Raw genomic sequence first — 22015 nt, 5'->3', positions numbered from 1 at the left:
GAGATCAGCGGCGAGAGCGGACTCGCCTCCGCCGCCACCGATGCCGCCGCGGCACTGCTGTGCCGACTCGTCGAACTCGGCGTCGAGCACATCGTGCTCAGCCCGGGATCCCGCTCGCAGGCGCTCGCCCTCGTCGCCGCCGAGCTCGAGCGGCGCGGAGCGGTGCGCCTGCATGTGCGCGTGGACGAGCGTGTGGCGGGCTTCACGGCGCTCGGCATCGGACGAGAATCACGGATGCCGGCGGCCGTGGTCTGCACGTCCGGCACCGCCGTCGCCAACCTCATGCCCGCTGCGCTCGAGGCCCACCACGCCGGTGTGCCGCTGCTGCTGCTCACCGCCGACCGGCCACCCGAGCTGCGCGGAGTGGGGGCGAACCAGACGACGCGGCAGCCGGGCATGTTCTCGCCGAGCGTGCGGTACGAGGCCGACCTTCCCGTGCCCGAGGGCTGCGACACCGAGGGGGACGAAGAGCAGAGCGTCATGCTCCGGCGCGTCGCCGAAGAGGCCGTCGCGGCCGCGCTGGGCGCGGGTCTGCGCTCGGCCGGGCCCGTGCACCTCAACCTTCCCTACCGTGAGCCGCTCGCCGGCGACCTCCCTGCGTGGTTCGGCGTGCCGACCGCCGAACTCGCGTCGACCACCGACGATGACCCCGACGGCCCGCCTGCTCCCGACGTGGCGGCGGCGGACGAGGCATCCGGTGCGCTCTATCAAGGCGGCGGCGGGATCGGCGTCTCGGACGTGCCCGACGATCCCGAGGAGCAGCCGTTCGTGGTCGTGCGCGGACCGCGCACGGTCGTCGTCGCCGGATCGGACGCCGGCCCCGATGCCGAGGTGCTCGCGCACGCGGGCGGATGGCCGCTCATCGCCGAGATCGTCAGCGGTGCGCGTTTCGGCCGGTACCTCGTCCACGGCTACCGCGCGCTGCTGCGTGATCCCGAGCTCGGCGGGCGCGTGGAGCGCGCGATCGTGCTCGGCCATCCGACCCTCAGCCGCGAGGTGGCCGCGCTCCTCTCCGACCCCGAGGTCGAGGTCATCGCGCTGCGCGGCCCGGGCGAGCCGCTCAACCTCAACGGCGCCACGACCGCGGTCGACACCGTCGCCGTCGCGACCGGCGACGCCGATCGGGAGTGGCTCGGCGCCTGGCTCCATGCGTCGCGCGAGGCATCCGTCGATCTCGCTCCGCCGCCGCCCGACGCCGAGGGGCTCACGTCCGCGGTGCCGCAGGAACGGCTCGGCGCGATCGCCGCCGAACTGGCGGCGGCGCGCGCACCGATCGACCGGGCCGTCCTCGTCGACGCGGTGTGGCGCGCGACCTGGCCGCACGACCGGCTGATGTTCGGCTCCTCCCGCCTGGTGCGCGTCGCCGACGACCTCCTCGGCGGCAAGAAGGTGCCGGTGCATGCGAACCGCGGTCTCGCCGGCATCGACGGAACGGTCGCGACGGCGACGGGCATCGCGCTCGCGAGCCAGACCGCCGGGCGTCCCGGCGTCACGCGAGTGCTGCTCGGCGATCTCGCGCTGCTGCACGACGTCGGTGCGCTGCTGCTCCCACCCGGCGAGACCGAGCCGCGCATCCAGGTCATCGTCGGCAACGACGGCGGTGGCACGATCTTCGACGGCCTCGAGGTCGCGGGAGTCGCCGGCGCGGACGCGATGGACCGCGTGCTGTACACGCCGCACTCGGTGCGCCTCGAGCACCTCGCGCGCGCGTACGGCTGGGAGTACCAGCGCGTGACGACCCGCACCGCGCTCGACCAGGCGCTCACCGCCCCCGCGGGCGGGCGGCAGCTCATCGAAGTCCCGCTCGCGCGGTAGCGCGGCATCCGCTCGGCTGCTCTTCGGCACGGCCGATCAGCGTGTCTCCTGATTCCGGCACGCGCGGACACCGCCGGGGTCGGCATGATGGGCACATGATCGCGAAGAGTCAGAAGCACTGGTCGGGCGATGTTGCGGAGATGCTCCGCGTACGGGAGGGCTTCGTGCTCGCCGACGTCGACGCTCAGGCCACGCCCGGGTACGAGGAGGACAAGGTGCAGGCGGCCGAGGACCTGGCGGCGGGCTCGATGCAGCTCGACGAGTACCAGGAGCGCCTCTTTGCCCGTAGCCGCGTCGATGCGACTGACGCCGCGGTGCTGCTCGTGCTGCAGGCGATGGACTCCGCAGGCAAGGGCGGGATCGTGCGTCACGTCGTGGGCTCGGTCGACCCGCAGGGCGTGTCGATCACCGCGTTCAAGAAGCCCACGCCAGAGGAACTCGAGCACGACTTCCTGTGGCGCGTCGCGAAGCGCGTGCCCGAGCCGGGCATCATCGGGGTCTTCGACCGGTCGCACTACGAGGACGTCCTGATCGGCAGGGTCCGCGAGCTCGCCCCGCACGACGAGATCGAGCGGCGCTACGGCGCGATCAACACATTCGAGGAGCAGCTCGCCGGCAGCGGGACCCGCGTGGTCAAGGTGATGCTGCACATCTCGTCGGACGAGCAGAAGGCGCGGCTGACCGAGCGGCTGGACCGGCCAGACAAGCATTGGAAGTACAACCCCGGCGACGTCGACGAGCGCCAGCTGTGGCCGCAGTACATGGACGCCTACCAGCAGGTGTTCGAGCGCACGTCGACCGATCACGCGCCCTGGTTCGTCGTGCCCGCGAACCGCAAATGGTACGCGCGCCTCGCGGTGCAGCACCTGCTGCTCGAAGCTCTCGAGGAGATCGACCCGCAGTGGCCGAAGGCGGATTTCGACGTGGAGGCCGAGAAGAAGCGCCTTGCGCTGACCTGACCGCACGACGTGCGCTCAGCGCGGCACCACGCCCCGCGCCGCCCAGGCGGTGGCCGTCACGGTGAACGGCCCGGCGGGCATCAGGTCGACGCACCGCTCGCGCACGAGCGTGCGCTGCTCCTCCGACAGCGCCTGCAGCTGCCTGCCGGCGGGGGAGACCCCGAGCGTGTACGGCTCCCACCACTCGTCGAACCCCGCGTAGTCGACGGTGACGGACAGCTCGGATTCCTCGACTTCGGTGCAGCCGGCGCCCCGCAGGAGGGCAGCCAGGTCGCCGGCCGCGGCGCCCACTCGGTCGGTCTCGTCGTCGATTCCGTCCACCACCGCCGACAGCCCCGAGAAGAACGCCGACTGCGGTGCGCGCCGCCCCGCAAAGTCCCATGCGCATGACGCCACGACACCGCCGGCACGGGTGACGCGCACCATCTCGCGGGCGCCGGCCGCGGCATCCGTCATAAAATGCACCACCAGCGAGGCGAGCGCGGCGTCGAACGTGTCGTCCTCGAACGGCAGCGCTTCGGCCGTGCCGTGCCGCACATCCGCCCACGGGTGCCGGTCGTGCGCGGCTGCGACGAAGCTCTCGGACGGATCGACGCCCGCCACCTGGTCGGGGCCGAATCGCCGTGTCAGCACGGCGAGCAGCGCGCCCGGACCGCAGCCGACGTCGAGGGCGCGGCCGTGCTCGGGCAGCCGAGCCCACTCGGCGAAGCTCCCGGCCAGCGGCGCGGAGTAGCGCCCCATGAACCGGTCGTAGGCATCCGCCGCCACGTCGAACGACATGCCCGCAGTCTAGAGCCGAGGTGGTGGACCCGATATAGAAGCATGTCGCATTGAGTACTTGATCTGATACAGTACTCGACATGGCAAAGGACGACGCGTTCGCAGCAGACCTGCTGCGCGGTCACACCGACACGATCGTGCTCGGCGTGCTCCGGCGAGGCGACCGGTACGGCTTCGAGATCTACAAGACGATCCGCGACGCGACCGGCGGCGACCACGAGATCAAGGAAGCCACCCTCTACGCCACCTATCGCCGTCTCGAGAAGGACGGACTCGTGGAGTCCTACTGGGGCGACGAGACGCAGGGCGGCCGCCGCAAGTACTACCGCATCACCGACGCCGGACGCGCGGTCTTCAGCAACAACGTCGCGGCGTGGAACGCCACCCGCCGCATCATCGACTCGCTCCTCGACGTGAAGGGCACGGAGAAATGACAGAGAACACCGACATCCACCGCCTTCTCGACGAAGCGTTCCGGAGCATCGACATGACCGCCGACGCGCAGGACCTCAAGGAGGAGATGCGTGCCAACCTCCTCGCGCGCGCCGCCGAGCTGGAGGAGGCGGGCAGCACGCCCGCCGATGCTGCTCGGCGGGCGGTCGCGGAGTTGGGCGACGTGCGCGATCTGGTCGCCGAGTCGACGGATGCCGCAGCCACGACGCCGCGCGAGGACTACGCGGCCCTGCAGCAGCGGCACCGGGTGAAGCCCAAGGTCGGCTACGTCGTGCGTGCCGTGGTCTGGTCGCTCGCCGCGATCGTCGGCATCGTGCTCGGCGTGCTCGGAGCGACCGGGGTCCTCCCGCTCGTCGCCGGGCCGATCATCGGACTCTTCGGCATGGCGTCGACCGGACTCGGACTCCTCGTCGGCGACACCCTCGCGCAGGAGACCACCACGAACCACCCGATGCCCGAGAACCGGGCCGGCGGCTTCGCCGGGGCGACGTTCCTCGCCGCGTACGGCGTGGCCTTCGGGTTCATGGTCGCCGTCGGCGCGCTGCCGGTCTGGTGCGTCGTGTTCGCCGCGCTCGGCGTCATCGCGTCGATCATCCTGTTCGCGTTCCTCGGCGCGAGCCAGACCAACCGGCACAAGGCGTGGACGCGTCAGGCGCTCGCCCGCGAGCCCGCGAACCGATTCGAGCGCGAGCCCGAGACGGCGGCGCGCTTCGGCCTCTACACCGTCGCGATCTGGATCGTCACCTTCGCCGTCATCGCGGTGCTCGTCTTCACCGTGGGCTGGTGGTGGGCGCCCCTCGCGTTCGCCGGCGGCTTCGCGGCGATGATGCTCGTCCTCGCGCGGATGCTCTTCGCCCCCGACAAGACGTCCTAACCCGGGCGCGGCCGCGCGCGCGGCGCGTGGCGCGTGCGCGGCGCGTGGCGCGTGCGCGGCGCGTGGCGCGTGGCGCGTGGCGCGTGCGCAGAATCGGATGCCGCGGCCGCCTCGCCGGGCGGCTGGGCACGAACCCCGGCGTGTCGTCACGATCTCCGATGTTGCGTTGGGCACGGGCGGCCGCCGGGCGGCGGGCAGCCGGCACCCGGCGTCAGGTGAGGCGGGCCTCAGGCGAGGGCATCGACGATCGGGCGGAACTTCACCCGCGTCTCGAGCAGTTCGGTCTCGGGGTCGCTGCCGGCCACGATCCCGGCACCGGCGTGCGCGACGACGGGGATGGTGTCGCTGTACTCGGCGAAGCGCCGCACCGGTTCCGCGCCGATCTGCGCGCACCGCAGCGCGATCGCCCATTCGCCGTCGCCGTGGGCGTCGACCCAGCCGACCGGGCCGGCGTAGCGCCGGCGGTCGAACGGCTCGAGCCGGCGGATGACCTCGAGCGCGGCATCCGTCGGCGTCCCCGCCACCGCCGCGGTCGGGTGAAGCGCCGCGACGAGGTCGAGCGCGGAGGCGTGGTCGGCGATCTCGCCGGCGACGTCGGTCGCGAGGTGCCAGAGGTTGGGCAGTTCGAGCGCGAACGGCTCGTCGTCGGCGCGCACCGAGCTCACGTGCGGGGCGAGGGCATCGAGCACGCTCTGCACCGCGAACTGGTGCTCGTCGAGGTCCTTGCCGCTGTGCGAGAGGCGGAAGGATGCCGCGGCGTCGTCGTCGGCGTCGGCGCCGCGCGGGAACGTCCCGGCCAGCACGCGGGCCGTGACCTCGCCGCCCGACACCGTCACGAGGGTCTCGGGGCTCGCGCCGATGAGGCCGTCGACCGCGAAGGTCCAGGTGTCGAGATAGCCGGTCGACAGCGCGCGCACGAGCCGGCGAAGGTCGGAGCCGGCGGGCACGGTTCCCACCAGGTCGCGGGCGAGCACGACCTTGCCGACCTCGCCGGCGGCGATGGCGTCGAGCCCGGCGCGCACGGCGGCCTGGTAGCCCTCGGGGTCGAGCGCGCCCGGGCCGAGGGTGGCCGACCAGTACGGACCGTACGGCAGGGGCTCGGCCGGCGGCTCGGGCAACTCGGTGTCCGACCAGCGGATGCGGGTCATCCACGAGCGTCCGTCGCGCCGTCCGACGACGAGCTGGGGAATGATCAGGCGGCTCGACGCGGCCGAGCGCGCATCGAACACGAGGGTGCCGAAGGCGACGAGGCCGGTGCCGTGCAGGCCGATCGGGTCGTCGATCTCGGCATGGGCACAGAGCCCGCGCCACCAGTCGGCCGGGCTCGGCTGCGCGGCCCCGGGAAGTGCCCCCGGAAGGCCGGTCTCGTAGCCGCCGACCGTGCCGATGCCGACGATGCCCTCCCCGCGCCGCAGCCAGGCGAGCGGGGAACCCGGATCGGTGTACGACAGCAGATCGTCGACGGTCGCGATCTCACGGGTCTCGACCACCAGCTTCGGCGGGCGGAGCGAAGAGGTCACACGTCAAGCCTAGACTCGCCACGTGACCGACGACGCCGTCCCCGCACGCCCCGCTCCGGGCACCCGGCTGCTGTTCCGCTGGCGCAAGTGGGACGGCGGGCCCCACTGGGTGCACGAGTGCGTCTACCTCGGCAGCGATCGCTGGGGCGACTGGTTCGGCCAACTCCCGGGCTGGGACAGCTCCAGGCCTGGGCGCGTGTTCGAGCCGGAGCATCCGAACATCACGCTCCTCCCGCCGAGCGGCGACTACGCCTACACGCACAACGCGGCGCCGCATCGCACCCGCGTCTACGTCGACATCGCGTGGGACCTCCGATGGCAGGATGGCGAGCCCATGGGCATCGACATGGACCTCGACGTGATCGAGCGCACCGACGGCGGCGTCTTCATCGACGACCGCGACGAGTGGGACGAGCATCGCGTCGCGTACGGCTACCCGCCCGACGTGGTCGAGCGGCTCGAGGCGCTGGCCGTCGAACTCGAGAAGCACGTCCTCGGCCGCGTCCCGCCCTTCGACGAGGTGACGGCCGAGAGGTGGCTGGGCCGGCTGGCCGAGCTCGGCCTGGAATGACGCCGGGTGCCGGTGCGCGGCCCGCCGCCTAGACTCGACGGGTGGCATCGCACCCCTCCGAGCACGAGCCGAATCGCGCCGACCTGCACAAGGACCCGTCGCGCGTGAGCGGCATGTTCGACCAGGTGGCGCCGGCATACGACCGCACCAACACCGTGCTGAGCATGGGCAACGACCGCTTCTGGCGGGCGGCGACCACGCGGGCCGTCGCGCCGCGCCAGGGTCAGCGCATCCTCGATCTCGCGGCCGGGACCGGTGCATCGAGCGTCGCGCTCGCCCGCAGCGGCGCGAGCGTCGTGGCCGCGGACTTCTCGCCGGGGATGATCGCGGAAGGACGGCGCCGGCACAGCGGCATCCCGAATCTGACCTTCGTCGAGGCCGACGCGACCGACCTGCCGTTCGATGACGACGGGTTCGACGCGGTCACGATGTCATTCGGGCTGCGCAACGTGAACGAGCCGAAGAAGGCGCTCGCCGAGCTACTGCGTGTGACCCGCCCGGGCGGCCGCCTCGTGATCTGCGAGTTCTCGCACCCGCCGTCGCCGGTGTTCAACGGCCTCTACCGCTTCTACAACGACCGCGTGCTGCCGGTGGTCGCCAAGACCGTGAGCTCGAACGCCGAGGCGTACGACTACCTCAACGAGTCGATCCGCGACTGGCCCGATCAGCCCACGCTGTCGGCGTGGATCCGCGAGGCGGGGTGGACGGATGTCGCGCACCGCAACCTCTCGATGGGCATCGTCGCCCTGCACCGCGCCACCAAGCCCGTCGTCGCCCCCGGTCGGTGAGCGGGCGACGCGAGACCACGCATCCCCGGCCGCCGTGGGGCACCGCGCGGACCGAGGCGAATCGCAGCCCCGGTAGGCTGGGCGTGTGACTCCCTCAGCGCCGGGCTCGCGCATCGCGGGCAAGCTGGGCCTCACCGACCGTGTCTTCGCGGGGCCGAGGTCCCGCAAGCTCCTCGCCGCGGTCGAGGCGGGCCTGAAGCGTGTGGACCATGCGCTCGAGCGCGAACTGCGCGTGGCGGACTCGCTCGCCGACGCCACCAGCCGCTACCTGTACGAGGCCGGCGGTAAGCGCGTGCGCCCGATGCTCGCCCTCCTCACCGCTCAGCTCGGCGACGGAGCGACCGAGCGCGTCATCGACGGTGCGACCGCGCTCGAGATGACGCACCTCGGCTCGCTGTATCACGACGATGTGATGGATGCCGCGGACAAGCGCCGCGGAGTCCCCAGCGCGCACGCGATCTGGGGCAACAGCATCGCGATCCTCACCGGCGACATCCTCTTCTCCCGTGCGAGCCAGATCATGGCCCGGTACGGCGACGATGCCATCAAGCTCCAGGCCGACACGTTCGAGCGCCTGGTGCTCGGCCAGATGCACGAGACGGTCGGTCCGCAGGAGGGCGACGACCCTGTCGACTTCTACCTGCAGGTGCTGTCCGACAAGACGGGCTCGCTCATCGCCGCCGCCGCGCAGGCCGGCGTGATCTTCTCGAACGGCCCCACCGAGTTCGAGGCGCCGATGGTGACGTTCGGCGAGAAGGCCGGTGTCGCCTTCCAGTTGCTCGACGACGTCATCGACCTGTCGGCCGACCCCGACGAGACCGGCAAGGTACCCGGCACCGACCTGCGCGCCGGCGTGCCGACGATGCCGTACCTCGTGCTCGGGCAGCGCACCGACGCCGGCTCCGTCGCCCTGCGCGCGCGGATCGATGACGGCGTCGCGCGCATCTCCGACGGCGCCGACCCGGCGATCCTCGACGATGCGCTCGCAGAGCTGCGCGACCACGAGGCCACGCAGGCCACGCTCGATCTCGCGAACGCGTGGTCGCGCGAGGCCGTCGATGCGCTCACCCCCCTTCCCGACGGCCCGGTGCGCGAGGCGCTGACGCGCTTCGCGCAGGCTGTGGCCGACCGCTCGAGCTGAGGCGCCGACCCGGCAGTCCACCTCACCTGGTTTGTCGAGCAGCGGCGCCGCCGCGACTCGAGACACGAAAGGACCACCATGACGAAGCTCCGACTGGCGATCGTCGGCGCGGGCCCGGCCGGCATCTACGCGGCCGACATCCTGCTGAAGGCCGAGCGCAAGTTCGACGTCTCGATCGACCTCTTCGAGCAGCTCCCCGCCCCGTACGGCCTCGTCCGCTACGGCGTGGCCCCCGATCACCCGCGCATCAAGGGCATCATCACGGCCCTCCGCGAGGTGCTCGACCGCGGTGACATCCGCCTCTTCGGCAACGTGCGCTTCGGCGAGGACATCAGCCTCGAGGACCTCAAGCATCACTACAACGCCGTGATCTTCGCCACGGGCGCCGTGCGCGACACCGATCTCGACATCCCCGGCATCGACGCGGTCGGGTCGTACGGCGCCGCCGACTTCGTGAGCTGGTTCGACGGCCACCCCGACGTGCCGCGCGAGTGGCCGCTCGACGCCGAGTCGGTCGCCGTGATCGGCAACGGCAACGTGGCCCTCGACATCGCACGCATGCTGGCCAAGCACGCCGAAGACCTGCTGCCCACCGAGATCCCGAACAACGTCCACGCCGGCCTCGCGGCGAGCCCCATCACCGACGTGCACATCTTCGGCCGCCGCGGTCCCGCGCAGGTGAAGTTCACGCCGCTCGAGCTGCGCGAGCTCGGTGAGCTGCGCGACGTCGACATGGTCGTCTACGACGAGGACTTCGACTACGACGAGGCGTCCAGGACTGCCATCGCCAGCAACAAGCAGGTCATGGTCATCGACCGCGTGCTGCAGTCGTGGCGCCAGCGCCCCTCGGCGAACAACGCCGGGGGAGAGGCATCCCGCCGCCTTCATCTGCACTTCTACGCGAAGCCGCTGGAGGTCGTGAAGGATGCCGAGGGCCGCGTCAGCGCGTTCCGGTACGAGCGCACGCGTCCTGACGGCGAGGGCGGCGTGGTCGGCACCGGCGAGATCCGCGAGGTGCGGATCCAGGCGATCTACCGCGCCGTCGGCTACTTCGGCTCGCCACTCCCTGGCGTGCCGTTCGACAAGCGCCACGGCGTGATCCCGAACCACGAGGGCCAGGTGCTGCGGCGCGAATCGAACGAGCGCGTGCCCGGCGTCTACGCGACCGGCTGGATCAAGCGCGGCCCGGTCGGCCTCATCGGTCACACCAAGTCCGATGCGATGGAGACGATCCGCCACCTCATCAACGACCAGGGGTCGTGGTGGCAGCCGGCCGATCCGTCGGAGGACGCGATCCCCGCGCTGCTCGCCTCGCGCGGAGTGATCTGGACCGACCTGGACGGCTGGCATCGCCTCGACTCGCACGAGGTCGCGCTCGGCGCCCCGCACGGGCGTGCCCGCATCAAGGTCGTCCCCCGCGACGAGATGGTGACGATCTCGCGCGACTGACCGCCGTCCCGTCGCCGCGTTCCGCGAGCGGGGGTGCGGCTGGATAGGCTCGCGTCATGGCGGGCCAGTGGCAGACCGACGTCCTCGGGAAGCCGTTCGAGCAGGTGACGCTCGATCTCGGCCTCGACGAGGAAGACGGACCGCTCGCGGCGACCCTCGTGCGCCTCATGCCGAATCCGGTCGTGGCCGTGGTTCAGCCGCTGCGCGACGTCGACGTGCTCTACGTGCACGGCTGGTCGGACTTCTTCTTCCAGGCCGAGCTCGCGCGCATGTGGACCGGGCTCGGAGCGCGCTTCCACGCCCTCGATCTGCGTCGCTATGGCCGCAGCCTCCGCACCGAGAACGCACCCGGCTACGTCGACGCGCTCGACGACTACGACGTCGACATCGAGGCGGCGCTCACGGTGATGGGACAGGGGATGGATGCCGCGCCCCGCCGCCGGCTCGTGCTGCTCGGCCACTCGACGGGGGGCCTCACGCTGACGCTCTGGGCGGCCCGGCATCCGGGCCGTGCGAGTGCCGTGGTGCTCAACAGCCCGTGGCTCGAGTTCCAATTCGGGGCGGTGGGCCGGCAGGCGATCGCGCCGCTCGTCAACGCGCGGGCGCGGTTCGATCCGCGGGGCAATCAGCCTGCGGTCGACCTCGGCTTCTACACACGAGCACTGACCGAGCTCGGCGTCCTGCCGCTCGCCGTCGACCACCCCGACTGGCGGCCCGAGCGGGGCTTCCCCACACGGCCGGCGTGGCTGGCGGCGATCCTCGACGGCCACCGGCGGATCGCCGCAGGCGTCGACGTCGGGTGCCCGACGCTCGTCCTGCTGTCATCCCGATCGACGCCGCCGCTCGCGTGGAACGAGACGATGACCACGTCGGACTCGGTGCTCGTCGTGGACGACATCGCCAAGAGCGCGACACGGATCGGGAGGCTCGTCACGATCGCACGGATCCAGGATGCCGTCCACGACGTGTTCCTCTCAGGACCGGCGGCGCGTGCGGAGGCGTACCGGGTCCTCCGGCGGTGGGCCGTCGACACCGTCGGGCGCGGCATCCGTCCCCTCGTCTGACTGCGGGAGCGGGGTCGTCCGCAGCGGACGGTGGTTGGTCCACGCGGTGCGGAATGTCCAGTAGCCGTAGGTCATGAAGCACACGATGAGCACCACCGCGACGAGGATCCCCGCGGCGATCGCCCATCCCGTCGCCTGCCCCGCAGCCACCAGAACGGACCCGGCGAGCAGACCCGAGACGCACGCATTCACGACGGCGATGAGCATCGCGGAGCTGCCGAACAGGTGCGACACGCTCCGCCGGCGAAGGAACGAGTAGGTCAACTCGAGTCCGCGCTCGTCGTCGGCGATCGCGGCGAGGAAGTAGCGCTGCACCCGCGGATCGAGGTCGACGTAGGCGCCGCGCAGGCGGTTCATCGCCACGACGTACATCATGTCCTCTTCGGCGACGTTGAAGACCCGGGTCTGAGTCATGAACCCGATGAGCGCCAGGAACCCGAGGATCGAGAGCGCGGCGCCGGCGAACCAGTCGTCGAAGCCGGTCGCCTGTCCGAGCAGACCGATGGTGACCAGTCCGGCCGACACCAGCGTGAGGAAGATGGTGATGCGGGTGAGCACCTCGCTCTGCGCGGTGCCACGGGCGGCGAGCAGTCCCCAGTGCTCGGTCGCGAGGATCTGCGCGCGCCGCCCCAGGACGGCGTCGGACTCCGGGCGGTCCGGCGCCGGCGAGGCGTCGTCGGCTGCAGGGTCGACGGGCGTGTCGACGGCCATGGCTCATTGTCCACCCGGCGGCGGCGGTCTGCCAGGCCCGGCCGCAGGATCAGGGAGACGCCGGCGCGTAACGCGCGCAGTCGTCTGTCGGCGCGTCGCCACCCAGAAGCTGAGACTCCGTCCAGTTCACCAGCAGGGGCAGGAAGCGCGATCCGGGCAGCAGTGGTCGCAGGTGGTCGTATCCGCCGTAGACGACCCACCGCACACGGTCGCCCTGCGCGCAGAGCCGGTCGACGAACCGCTGCTGCAGGCGCGGGGGGATGACCTCGTCGGCATCGCCCCAGGCGACGAGCACCGGCGTCGTGAACGGACCCTCGACGGCGTTCTGCGCGAGCCGCTCGCCGAGCGGACCGGCAGTGAGATCACCCACGTAGAGCGGTCGGTCCTCCGAGACGCCGAGGGACGTCAGGACCGACACGATGACGCCGGGCTCGCTGGGGCATCGTTGCGTCATCTCTCGGACGATCGTGCGCGATCCCGGCGCGACATAGTTCCTCAGGTCGATCTCGGGGTACGTGTCGGCGTAGGGCACGAGCACCCACGACACCAAGACGGACAGGAGGGGGTCCGCATCGCGAGCCGACAGCTCCTGGGCGAGCTCCAGCGGCGCCGTGACGGGCGCGAGCGCAGCCGTGCCCCGGAAGTCGATCTCTGGCGCGTACCGCTCCGCCAGCTGGGCCATCCACAGCGCCGCGTGACCGCCTTGGGAATGTCCCCACGCGACGGTCTCGGGACGCAGGGCGAGACCCTCGAGCTCGCGGCTCGCCAGGACGGCGTCGAGTGACGAGCGAGCCTCCCCGGCGCCGATCAGATAGGGGAAGACCCCCGGTGCCCCCTGGCCGGAGTAGTCCGTCGCGACGACCACCCACCCCCGGGCCACCGCGTCGTTGAGCGCGGGAATCGCCCAGTGGGTCGCGGAAGCGTCGCGCAGGCTCGGTGCGCAACCGCGGGCGACGCCGGTCGTACCGTGGTTCCAGGCGACCACGGGCCGAGCGCCGGCCTGGTCTTCACTCGGAGCGATGACCAGGGCGCTGGCGACTGCCGGAGCGCCGAACGCGTCGCGGGTGGTGTAGAGGATCCGCACCACATCGGCGTCAGGTGGGCTCTGGCCGGCGAAATCGTCCACCCGGATGAGCCGCCCGTGCTCCGCGGGAACGGTGGCGGGTGGATCGTAGAACGCGTCGGCGACGGGCGCCCCCTCGGCGAGCCAGCTGTTGAGCGCCCAACCCGCTGCGCAGACGCCGAGCAGGACGGCGGTGAGCGCATACCGGCCCGCCGCCATCCAGAAGGTCGATCGATCCAGACGGGCAGCGGTCGTCGCCGACGCCGACGCTGTTTTCGCCTCGGACGACGCGATGCCCTGGGCGCTCTCCGCTCGGATGGCCCGAGCGGCGAGGGATCCTCCGTAGAGCACGGTACGAATGCCGAACACGACGGCCACCACGAGGACCGTGACGTCCGGCCACGCGAGCGCAAGGATCCCGAAGACGATCTGGCTCACGCCCCAGGCGCAGGTCAGGACGCGCTGACTGACCGAGGTCGGAGACAGCGCGTCGCCGATCGAGGCGAGCCCGCCCAGCACCAGGAGCAGCGCCATCGCGGGAGGAAGGAGCTGCAGGCTTCGCTCGAGGAACAGCAGGATGATGGCGCCGGAGACGAGCCACACGCTCGCGACGAGTCGCGGCCACCACGCGCGTTCGCCGCGTCGGCCCAGCAGCTCGGCCAGTCCGGAGACGATCGCGCTGCACCCCACGTAGATCCCGAGGAGGACGATCGAGGTGAGCGGTCGCGTGACGATCAGAGCGCCGAGCAGGATCAGGCCGAACCCGACGATGATCGCGACCGGGACGGGCGCGCGGTCGAGAAGGATCGGCAGCGCACCCTTGCGCGGGAGGAGTCTCACGGACGGCTTTCGCGCCATCGCCACATGATATTCGCGCACTGAGGACGCGCTGCGCCCACGGCGGCCGTCGCCGTCAGCAGATCTTCGCGGTGGCGGCTTGGTGGATGGTCATGTCGGTGATGTCGTGCCACCCGAGCGCGAGGTCGCCGGCGACTCCTGCCGGGGTCGACGCCGTCTGCACGATCCGGTCGCGCAGATCATCGCCGTTCTCCCACCCGGTCGCGTCGATGAGGATCACTTCGATGAAGCGGCCGCGCGAGCGCTCGAGTTCGGCGTGGAGCCTGGTCGCGGTCTGTGCGGCAGCGGACAGACAGCTCCCTTCCGGAAGCGAGGCCCCGTGCGTGTAGACGACGAACAGGTGGGTGAGGCTCGACTGAGCCTGGCTCGCCCGCGCGATGCCGCGCGCTTCGGCTCGCAGCTGCTTGTGCGCTGCTCGCCGGGTCGGTGCCGAAGCGAGGTCCAAGCCCCACACCAGGGTCTTCGGCGACTCCAGGCCGCTGGCCTGGCTCACGGCGAGCTCGCTCAGCACCGCGAGGTGGTCACCCCGCACGATGTAGTCCGCGGTCTCGGTCATGGGTCGGCCTCGCAATCGTCGGTTCACACTGTGCCGACCAGGCTTCCCGGCTCACCATCGCCCCACTTCGTGCGAGGCGCGGCCGAGACTACGCCCTCCGCCTGGGCGTCGCGCGGTATTGACACCCGGCGTGTCCATCCGTGCCTGGCGCATTCGAGGGTCCACGCGCGCCCGCCTTCGGGGTGGTGGGGGCTTCCGCCGATTTGTCAAGAGGGGACAGCCCGGACCCTGCTCCGAATAACGTGTGAACGGTCGTGACCCGGATGGGTGGCGCGGGGGAGGCAACAGTGGCAGTCATGCAGCAGGGTGCCGCGGTGACCGGCCGATTGGATGGCCGGTACCGGCTCGAAGAGTGCGTGGGGTCCGGCAGCGTGGCGCGGGTTCACCGCGCCATCGACGAGCAGCTCGGTCGCACCGTCGCGGTCAAGCTCATGCGGGACGGCTCCGACGATCTCTGCACCCCGGAGCGCGCCCAGAACGAGATGACGGTGCTCGCGTCGCTGAGTCACCCGTCGCTGGTCAAGCTCTACGACGGCCGGGTGCGGTCGGACGGGCCGAGCTACCTCGTGATGGAGTACGTCGACGGCGAGACCCTTGCAGCCGCCCTCGGCCGCGGCCCGCTGCCCGCCGCGCGGGTGCGTCATCTCGCCACCGAACTCTCGTCGGCACTGCATGTCGTCCACAGGGCGGGAGTGGTGCATCGCGACCTCAAGCCTTCGAACATCCTGCTCGCCGAGAACCCGGTGCCCGGTCTCGGCGAGCAGGTGAAGCTCGGCGACTTCGGCGTCGCCCAACTCGTCGACGGCACGCGGATCACCGCCGCCGGCACCATCGTGGGCACCGCCGCCTACCTCGCGCCGGAGCAGGTGCGGGGTGAACCGGCCGGACCCGCGTCCGATGTCTACGCGCTCGGACTCGTGCTGCTCGAGGCGCTGACCGGTGTGCGCGCCTACGGGCAGTCGTCGGGGATCGCCGCGGTGATGGCGCGCCTCATCGATCCGCCGCCGGTGCCGGGGTGGGTGGGTCCCGAGTGGGCTCGCCTGCTGACCGAGATGACGGCGACGGATGCTGCGCACCGGCCCGCCGCACTGGACGTCGCGCAGCGCGCGGCCACTCTGCCGATCGACATCGCCCCTGACGCGGTCGGCGACCCCGAGGCCACGCAGCCGGCGATGCCGGTGCTCAGCGCCCTCCCGTCGATTCCCCCGGCCCCGACCCTCCCGTCGGTTCCGGTGGCCCCCGCTCTCCCCTCGATTCCGGTCGCATCCGCCGCAACGGAGGTGGCAGTGGGGGCGTTCGCTCCCACGGCCCCCAGCCTGCGGGCCCGGCCCGCACGGCGCAGGCGTGCACGGGCGCTCGCCGCTCGCCGACGCCGAATCGTCGCAGCCGGAGGAGGGGCGGTTGCCGCAGCCACCGTCGCGCTCGGCCTGGTCCTGGGCGCGGGCGTGCCCGGTGCCCCGGCCACCTCGTACGGCGAACTGCGCGACGCCACCTCTTCGCCCGTTCCGGAGCCGCTGCTCGACGGCGGGGCGGACGAGGCCACGCCTTCGGCCCCCGAAGGCCAGGTCGAGGACGGGCTCTCCATCGAGCCGGCGTCCCACGTCGTCGAGGCGCCGAAGCGCGAGGCCGGTGCGGCCGCCGACAAGGCCGCGAAGGATCTCGCGAAGGAGGAGCGCAAGGCGGCGAAGGACGCCGAGAAGACCGCCGAGAAGGCGGCACGCGACCTCGCGAAGGAGGAGCGCAAGGCGGCGAAGGAAGCCGAGAAGGCCGTCGGCGCGAACTCTCAGCCGGGCAAGGAGAAGGGCCAGGGCAAGCGCGACTGACGCGCGCCCCAGCGCCTCAAAGCCGTCGCCGAGCGTCGGTCTGGTTGATCGATAGGCCCTCGTCGAGGGGTCGGTTTCGTTGATCGATGAACCGACGCCCGTGGTGCGACTTCAAATTGCTCCTTGCGCGACTGTTAGCGCTATCAGTATGGTGGCGATGCCCCAGGGCGGCGAGTCGACGTCGACGCGCCCATCAACGAGGAGGTTGGCATGGAGATATCACGACGCCGTAGACGCCAGAGGCGGTGGGGAAGGGCAGGCCTGTCGGCGATCGTCGCCGCGACGGCGGGCGCACTGGTCCTGGGAGGCTTGTCGCCGGCACATGCCGTCGACGACTTCGGACTGGGTGATCCTGTCCTGGAGCTGACCTTCGAGGACTCGGTCGTCGACTCCAGCCCTCTCGCGCACCCCACCGCATTGAAGGGGCACAACGGGTCGACCACCCTCAATCACGAGTACATCGCCGGCAACAAGGCCGGCACGAAGGGCCTGAAGCTCAACGGCAGCACCTTCCTCGATCTGGGCACGGGCAGCGAGCTCGTCCCGTCCGACCTGACCTTGTCGTTCTGGTTCAAGCCCACGGCGGCCATGGGTTCGGGTGAGCAGATCATCACCTGGAACAAGCGCGCATACAACACCGCGGGCTGGTACGCCTCGTCGGTGAGCGCGACGAACCCCCTCCTGTTCTCCTTCGGCCCGGGCGGAGGCCAGCCGCACGAGGTGCGGGCCGCCTCGACCGATCGCGCCGCATTCTTCCCCGTGGGCGAGTGGACGCATATCACCGCCACGTACAGCAGCACGTCGAAGCAGTTCAACCTGTACCGCAACGGCGTCAAGGTCACGACGTCGGTGCAGACCCCTGTCAGCGCCACCGCGACCGGCACGATCGCCGAGGCGAGCCCCGTGCTGCCCAAGTCGATCGGGTACAACGGCCCCAACTACAACGGCGGATACCTGACCAGCGCGCTGGACGACTACCGACTGTTCGAGGGCATTGCCGACCTCGCAGGCGTCGTCGCCCTCTACGAGGACGGCGGAGGCACGGTGGACCGTGCGGCTCTCGCCGCATCGGCGGCTGCAGGCATCACGGTCCCGACGACGGCGACGGTCAACCTGACGCTCCCCACGACGACGTCGAACGGGTCGACCGTCAGCTGGACATCGACGGACCCCGAGGTCATCGCTCCGTCCGGAGTCGTCGTGCGCCCTGAGGCAGGCGAAGAGGACGTCACCGTCACGCTGACCGCCCGCGTCAGCTACCTCGGCGGCCCCGCGACCACCAAGACCTTCGAGGTGTACGTTCCGGCGGTCGTCGAACCGGTCCAGGACACCGGCCTCGAGGACGTCGTCATCTTCGACGACTACCTCAAGAACGCGCAGGACAAGGAGATCGACTACCTCCTCACGCTCGACCCCGAGCGGTACCTCCACTGGTTCCGCGTGACGGCGAACTCCTACAAGCCCGGCAGCTTCACCGTCAACACGACGAGCTACCCCGGGTGGGAGAACGGATCGGTGACCTGGAACTTCCGCGGCCACTCCTTCGGTCACTACATGTCGGCGCTGGCGATGAACTACGCCAACTCCGACGACCCCGCTGTCAAGGCTGAGGTGCTCGCCGACCTCGAGGCCACGATCCGCGGTCTCGCCGCGGTGCAGGACAGCTACGACGGCACGTCGCGGGCGGGCTACCTCGCCCCGTTCCGCGACTCGGCGCTCGACGCTGTGGAGGGACGAGGCACGTCCGACGATCAGGTCATCGTGCCGTATTACAACCTGCACAAGATCCTCGCCGGACTGCTCGACGCGTACGAGTACGTGCCCGGCGAGCTGGGCGAGCTGGCGCTGGATGTCGCTGAAGGCTTCGGCGAGTACATGTTCGGGCGCGTCTCCACCCTCAGCAACACCGCCACACTTCTCGGCACCGAGTACGGCGGTATGAACGAGGCGCTCTACGAGCTGTTCGACGTGTCCGGGGGCAACCCCCACTTCAAGACGGCCGCGCAGGGATTCGATGAGGTGTCGCTCTTCCAGTCGCTCGCGAACGGCACCGACGTGCTTCCCGGTCGTCACGCCAACACGACCATCCCGAAGTTCATCGGCGCGCTCAAGCGCTACACGGTGTTCACCGAGAACCCCGAATACTACGAGATGCTCACGCAGGCCGAGAAGGACAACCTCGGGATGTACCTGACCGCCGCGCAGAATTTCTGGCAGACGGTGGTCGATCACCACACCTACGTGACGGGGGCCAACAGCCAGTCCGAGCACTTCCGCGCTCCGGACACGCTGTGGCGCTACGCCACACAGCAGGGATCGACGGGCAATCCGCAGACGGCCGAGACGTGCAACGAGTACAACATGCTCAAGCTGTCGCGCGAGCTGTTCAAGGTCACGCAGGACGTCAAGTACATGCACTACTACGAGAACACGTTCATCAACACGATCGTGTCCTCGCAGAATCCCGACAACGGCATGAGCATGTACTTCAACCCGATGGCGCCCGGCTACTACAAGGTCTACGGCCCGGCACCGACCGAGTCGCAGCTCTTCTGGTGCTGCATCGGCACGGGGATGGAGAACTTCTCCAAGCTCGCCGACACGCTGTACTTCTCCCGTGACAAGAACGTCTGGGTCAACCTGTACTTCAGTTCCCAGTACGACCACGCCGACAGCAACATGCGCGTCACCCAGGAAGCCGACTTCCCGAACGACGACACGGTGCGCATCACCGTGGACGCCCTGACGGGATCTCAGCTCGCGGAAGGCGCCACGCTCCGTCTGCGCGTCCCGGACTGGGTGGCCGGCGAGCCGACCCTCACCGTGAACGGCACGGTCGTGTCGCCGGACGTGCGCCAGGGCTACATCGTTCTCGATGAGGTCGCCGCGGGCGATGTGATCGAACTGACCACCCCGATGGAGGTCGTGGCGTACGACACCCCCGACAACGCCGACTTCGTCGCGTTCAAGTACGGACCGACGGTGCTCAGCGCCGGCCTGGGCACCGAGAACATGACGGGCTGGGGATCGGTCGGAGTGAGCGTGCGGATCGCCCTCGCGCCGTCGGCCGAGGTTCAGCAGACGGTGACGGTGGCCACGGAGACCACTCAGCAGTGGTACGACGACATCGCGGAGAACGTGGAGCGCATCGAGGACAATGCGGACGGCGAAGCGCAGTTCGTGCTGAAGAACACGCGCGACGGGGGAGACCTCATCTACACGCCGCACTACTCGCAGCACGGTCAGCGCTATGGCATCTACATGAACTTCGAGGTCCCGGACTCGCCGGCCGCACAGCAGGCGATCCTCGACGAGAAGAAGCGCCAGCGTGACGCCGCACGGTTCATCGACGTCCTCACCACGTTCGACAACAACAACGGAGAGGCCGCGAAGAACCTGAAGACAGGCGGCACGACGAGCGTCGGAGTCCACAACGGTCGGCAGTATCGTCACGCGAACAGCAACGGCTGGTTCAGCTACGACATGGCCGTTGACCCCACCGCATCGACCAACCGACTCGAGACGACGTACTTCTCGGGGGACAACGGACGGTCGTTCGCGATCTACCTCAATGACACCCTCTTCAAGACGCAGCAGATCACCAACGCTGCGGGCTCCGGAGTGTTCTACGAGGTGGTCGACACGATTCCGGCGCAGTACCTGACCGGCCCGAACGTCCGGTACAAGGTGGACGCCGCCGGCAACCCGGTACTGGATGGGCAGGGCAACCGGATCCCCGTGGTCACGGTGCGCTACCAGTCGACGGGAGGCTTCGCGGGCGGCGTCTTCGGAGTCGCGACCTCGCGGCCGGTGACCTACAGCACGGAGTCGTCGCTCACGGGTCTCACGGTCGACGGGGGAGTCCTCTCGCCGACGTTCTCCGGATCGACCACCGACTACACGGTGACGGTCCCGCAGGGCGCTACCTCGATGTCGTTCACCGCGACGCCGAACGTGCCCAGCGGCCTGGTGCGGGTGGGCGACATCCTGATCGACGACACCGAGCCTCGCCAGGTATCGCTGGTGCCGGGGGAGGAGAAGACGGTCACCATCCGTTCGTTCGCGCAGGATCACGAGACGTCGACGACGTACACCCTGGTGATCCGCGAGGCGGCCGACCGGCAGCTCGCCGTCACGGGCACCGCAACGGCCCGCTGCGTGGCGGGCAAGGCGGTGCTGACGGTGAGCGTCGCGAACGGCGACGAGGTACCGGTCGGCGTCCGTCTCGAGTCGACGTACGGCACCAAGACCGTCGCCTCCCTGGGTGCCGGCAAGACCAGCAGTCACGCGTTCACCACGCGTGCGGCGGTCCTGCCGCAGGGTGTGGCGGTGGTGACGGCGACTGCGACCGTCGGCGGTGAGGATGTCACCACCGCGGTGAACGTCCCGTACGCTCAGGCCGCCTGCGGCGCCGGCGCGCTCTGACACCGGTCCGGGTGCCGGCAGCGAACTCGCTGCCGGCATCCGGCCTTTCACCGACCCACTCGATCCGGAGACATCACCATGGCCAAGCGCCGTCGCCCGATGGGAACGCTGAGTCCCGCAGCACGGACTCGTGTCGCGACCGCGGTCGCGGCATCCGCCCCCGCATCAGCGCCGGAGGCGCCGCCCCTTCGCCGGCGGCGCGTGTGGTGGGGTGTGGTCCTTGCGATCGTCCTGGTGGGAATCGGGCTGGCGACACAGGTCCTGACCGACGTGGCTCTGCCGGAGCGGCTGCAGGACGGACTCACCCTCGCGGTGAGCGTTCTGATCGAGTCGATGCCGTTCGTGATGCTAGGGGTGGTGCTCGCCGTCGTCATCCAGGTGTGGATCCCGCCGGGAGCGATCGAACGCTGGCTCCCGCGGCGCGCCTGGGCCCGGCGCGCGGTGCTCTCGCTGCTCGGGATGCTGGTGCCGGTGTGCGAGTGCGGCAATGTCCCGTTCGCGCGCGGCCTGATGATGCGCGGTTTCTCGGTGCCCGAGACTCTCACCTTCCTCATGGCGGCGCCGATCGTGAACCCGATCGTGATCCTGACGACGCACCAGGCGTTCGGATTGAACGACGGCATCCTCGTCGCGCGGCTGCTCGGCGGATACGCGATCGCCAACCTCATCGGATGGCTGTATTCGCGGCATCCTGATCCCACGTCCCTCCTCACCGCTCGGTTCGCCGCCACCTGCGCCGCCCCCTCTGTTCTCGAAGCCGAGAGCCGGGGACGCCGGACGGCGACGCAGGTCCTCGTCGAGCTCCGCGCCGTCATGCCGGCGCTCGTCCTGGGCTCGGCTCTCGCGGGTGCGATCCAGGTGCTCGTGCCCCGTGAGGTACTCGTCGCGATCGGCAGCGACCCCGTGCTCTCCATCCTCGCGATGACCCTGCTGGCGCTCGTCGTGGCCATCTGCTCGAACGTCGACGCCTTCTTCGCCCTGTCGTTCGCCTCCACATTCACGCCTGGCTCGATCGTCGCCTTCCTGCTGATCGGTCCGCTCATCGACGTGAAGATGCTCGCGCTGCTGCGCACGACGTTCACGACCCGCCTGCTCGCCGGGGTGGTGCCCGTGGTCATCCTCAGCGCCTGGTTCATCGGAGCGGTGGTGAACCTCGTTGCGTGAC

Annotated in this window: 17 protein-coding genes; 12 read left to right on the top strand and 5 right to left on the bottom strand. The window is 70.4% G+C overall.

Features of this window, described 5'->3' with window-relative positions:
• Nucleotides 1–3 precede the first annotated feature (3 nt).
• Both menD and H9622_RS02430 read left to right on the top strand, forming a co-directional pair.
• Nucleotides 4–1815: a 2-succinyl-5-enolpyruvyl-6-hydroxy-3-cyclohexene-1-carboxylic-acid synthase gene (gene menD / locus H9622_RS02435; protein WP_191765560.1), complete on the top strand. Its 1812-nt coding sequence runs from the start codon at nt 4–6 to the stop codon at nt 1813–1815.
• Nucleotides 1816–1910: 95 nt separating this feature from the next.
• On the top strand, nt 1911–2774 hold the full coding sequence (locus H9622_RS02430) for a PPK2 family polyphosphate kinase (RefSeq protein ID WP_191763886.1): 864 nt from the start codon (nt 1911–1913) through the stop codon (nt 2772–2774).
• Nucleotides 2775–2789: 15 nt separating this feature from the next.
• Here the strand turns inward: H9622_RS02430 and H9622_RS02425 are convergent, their stop codons facing one another.
• Complete coding sequence (locus H9622_RS02425) at nt 2790–3554, bottom strand: class I SAM-dependent methyltransferase (RefSeq protein WP_191763884.1); 765 nt, start codon at nt 3552–3554, stop codon at nt 2790–2792.
• A gap of 80 nt (nt 3555–3634) precedes the next feature.
• Between H9622_RS02425 and H9622_RS02420 the strand changes: the two genes are divergently transcribed.
• Nucleotides 3635–3988 (top strand): PadR family transcriptional regulator, encoded by a 354-nt coding sequence (locus H9622_RS02420; RefSeq protein WP_191763883.1) that lies wholly within the window; start codon nt 3635–3637, stop codon nt 3986–3988.
• Entirely contained in the window at nt 3985–4881 is an 897-nt protein-coding gene (locus H9622_RS02415) for a permease prefix domain 1-containing protein (RefSeq protein ID WP_191763881.1), read from the top strand. Before H9622_RS02420 ends, H9622_RS02415 begins: the two co-directional genes overlap by 4 nt.
• Before the next feature lie 227 nt (nt 4882–5108).
• Here H9622_RS02415 and H9622_RS02410 read toward each other — a convergent pair whose 3' ends face one another.
• Nucleotides 5109–6401: an isochorismate synthase gene (locus tag H9622_RS02410; RefSeq protein ID WP_318247004.1), complete on the bottom strand. Its 1293-nt coding sequence runs from the start codon at nt 6399–6401 to the stop codon at nt 5109–5111.
• 22 nt (nt 6402–6423) lie between these two features.
• Here H9622_RS02410 and H9622_RS02405 point away from each other — a divergent pair, with 22 nt between their 5' ends.
• The 5 genes from H9622_RS02405 (at nt 6424) to H9622_RS02385 (ending at nt 11414) form a co-directional block, all read left to right on the top strand.
• Complete coding sequence (locus H9622_RS02405) at nt 6424–6972, top strand: DUF402 domain-containing protein (RefSeq protein WP_191763879.1); 549 nt, start codon at nt 6424–6426, stop codon at nt 6970–6972.
• A 41-nt stretch (nt 6973–7013) separates the two neighbouring features.
• Nucleotides 7014–7760, top strand: coding sequence for a demethylmenaquinone methyltransferase (locus tag H9622_RS02400; RefSeq protein ID WP_191763877.1), 747 nt, complete (start codon nt 7014–7016; stop codon nt 7758–7760).
• An 85-nt stretch (nt 7761–7845) separates the two neighbouring features.
• Nucleotides 7846–8901 (top strand): polyprenyl synthetase family protein, encoded by a 1056-nt coding sequence (locus H9622_RS02395; protein WP_191763875.1) that lies wholly within the window; start codon nt 7846–7848, stop codon nt 8899–8901.
• A gap of 78 nt (nt 8902–8979) precedes the next feature.
• Entirely contained in the window at nt 8980–10350 is a 1371-nt protein-coding gene (locus H9622_RS02390) for an FAD-dependent oxidoreductase (RefSeq protein ID WP_191763873.1), read from the top strand.
• A 56-nt stretch (nt 10351–10406) separates the two neighbouring features.
• Nucleotides 10407–11414 carry an alpha/beta hydrolase gene (locus H9622_RS02385; protein ID WP_191763872.1) on the top strand — a complete coding sequence of 336 codons (1008 nt, stop codon included), beginning with the start codon at nt 10407–10409 and terminating at the stop codon, nt 11412–11414.
• On the opposite strand, the gene H9622_RS02380 is transcribed toward H9622_RS02385, so the two are convergent.
• From H9622_RS02380 to H9622_RS02370, 3 genes are read right to left on the bottom strand one after another with little or no spacing between them, the layout of a single operon-like run.
• On the bottom strand, nt 11325–12125 hold the full coding sequence (locus H9622_RS02380) for a hypothetical protein (protein ID WP_191763870.1): 801 nt from the start codon (nt 12123–12125) through the stop codon (nt 11325–11327). The genes H9622_RS02385 and H9622_RS02380 overlap by 90 nt on opposite strands.
• 49 nt (nt 12126–12174) lie before the next feature.
• The gene (locus H9622_RS02375) at nt 12175–14046 is read right to left on the bottom strand and encodes a lipase family protein (protein WP_191763868.1); all 1872 of its coding nucleotides are present in this window, start codon (nt 14044–14046) and stop codon (nt 12175–12177) included.
• Between the two features lie 55 nt (nt 14047–14101).
• Complete coding sequence (locus H9622_RS02370; protein ID WP_191763867.1) at nt 14102–14602, bottom strand: hypothetical protein; 501 nt, start codon at nt 14600–14602, stop codon at nt 14102–14104.
• Between the two features lie 296 nt (nt 14603–14898).
• Between H9622_RS02370 and H9622_RS02365 the strand changes: the two genes are divergently transcribed.
• From H9622_RS02365 to H9622_RS02355, 3 genes are all read left to right on the top strand, one after another.
• Nucleotides 14899–16425 (top strand): serine/threonine-protein kinase, encoded by a 1527-nt coding sequence (locus H9622_RS02365; RefSeq protein ID WP_191765556.1) that lies wholly within the window; start codon nt 14899–14901, stop codon nt 16423–16425.
• Between the two features lie 210 nt (nt 16426–16635).
• Nucleotides 16636–20850 (top strand): beta-L-arabinofuranosidase domain-containing protein, encoded by a 4215-nt coding sequence (locus H9622_RS02360; protein WP_191763865.1) that lies wholly within the window; start codon nt 16636–16638, stop codon nt 20848–20850.
• A gap of 78 nt (nt 20851–20928) precedes the next feature.
• Entirely contained in the window at nt 20929–22014 is a 1086-nt protein-coding gene (locus H9622_RS02355) for a permease (RefSeq protein WP_225221529.1), read from the top strand.
• Nucleotide 22015: the final 1 nt, after the last annotated feature.

The organism is Microbacterium gallinarum (assembly GCF_014837165.1).
Taxonomy (GTDB): Bacteria; Actinomycetota; Actinomycetes; order Actinomycetales; family Microbacteriaceae; genus Microbacterium; species Microbacterium gallinarum.
This window is presented reverse-complemented; position numbering and strand designations above follow the sequence as displayed.

Bases quoted from the DNA above. Each gene is read 5' to 3' on its own strand.
- H9622_RS02430 (WP_191763886.1), top strand. From the start codon at position 1,911: ATGATCGCGAAGAGTCAGAAGCACTGGTCGGGCGATGTTGCGGAGATG.
- H9622_RS02425 (WP_191763884.1), bottom strand. From the start codon at position 3,554: ATGTCGTTCGACGTGGCGGCGGATGCCTACGACCGGTTCATGGGGCGC.
- H9622_RS02420 (WP_191763883.1), top strand. From the start codon at position 3,635: ATGGCAAAGGACGACGCGTTCGCAGCAGACCTGCTGCGCGGTCACACC.
- H9622_RS02415 (WP_191763881.1), top strand. From the start codon at position 3,985: ATGACAGAGAACACCGACATCCACCGCCTTCTCGACGAAGCGTTCCGG.
- H9622_RS02390 (WP_191763873.1), top strand. From the start codon at position 8,980: ATGACGAAGCTCCGACTGGCGATCGTCGGCGCGGGCCCGGCCGGCATC.
- H9622_RS02385 (WP_191763872.1), top strand. From the start codon at position 10,407: ATGGCGGGCCAGTGGCAGACCGACGTCCTCGGGAAGCCGTTCGAGCAG.
- H9622_RS02380 (WP_191763870.1), bottom strand. From the start codon at position 12,125: ATGGCCGTCGACACGCCCGTCGACCCTGCAGCCGACGACGCCTCGCCG.
- H9622_RS02375 (WP_191763868.1), bottom strand. From the start codon at position 14,046: ATGGCGCGAAAGCCGTCCGTGAGACTCCTCCCGCGCAAGGGTGCGCTG.
- H9622_RS02370 (WP_191763867.1), bottom strand. From the start codon at position 14,602: ATGACCGAGACCGCGGACTACATCGTGCGGGGTGACCACCTCGCGGTG.
- H9622_RS02365 (WP_191765556.1), top strand. From the start codon at position 14,899: ATGCAGCAGGGTGCCGCGGTGACCGGCCGATTGGATGGCCGGTACCGG.
- H9622_RS02360 (WP_191763865.1), top strand. From the start codon at position 16,636: ATGGAGATATCACGACGCCGTAGACGCCAGAGGCGGTGGGGAAGGGCA.
- H9622_RS02355 (WP_225221529.1), top strand. From the start codon at position 20,929: ATGGCCAAGCGCCGTCGCCCGATGGGAACGCTGAGTCCCGCAGCACGG.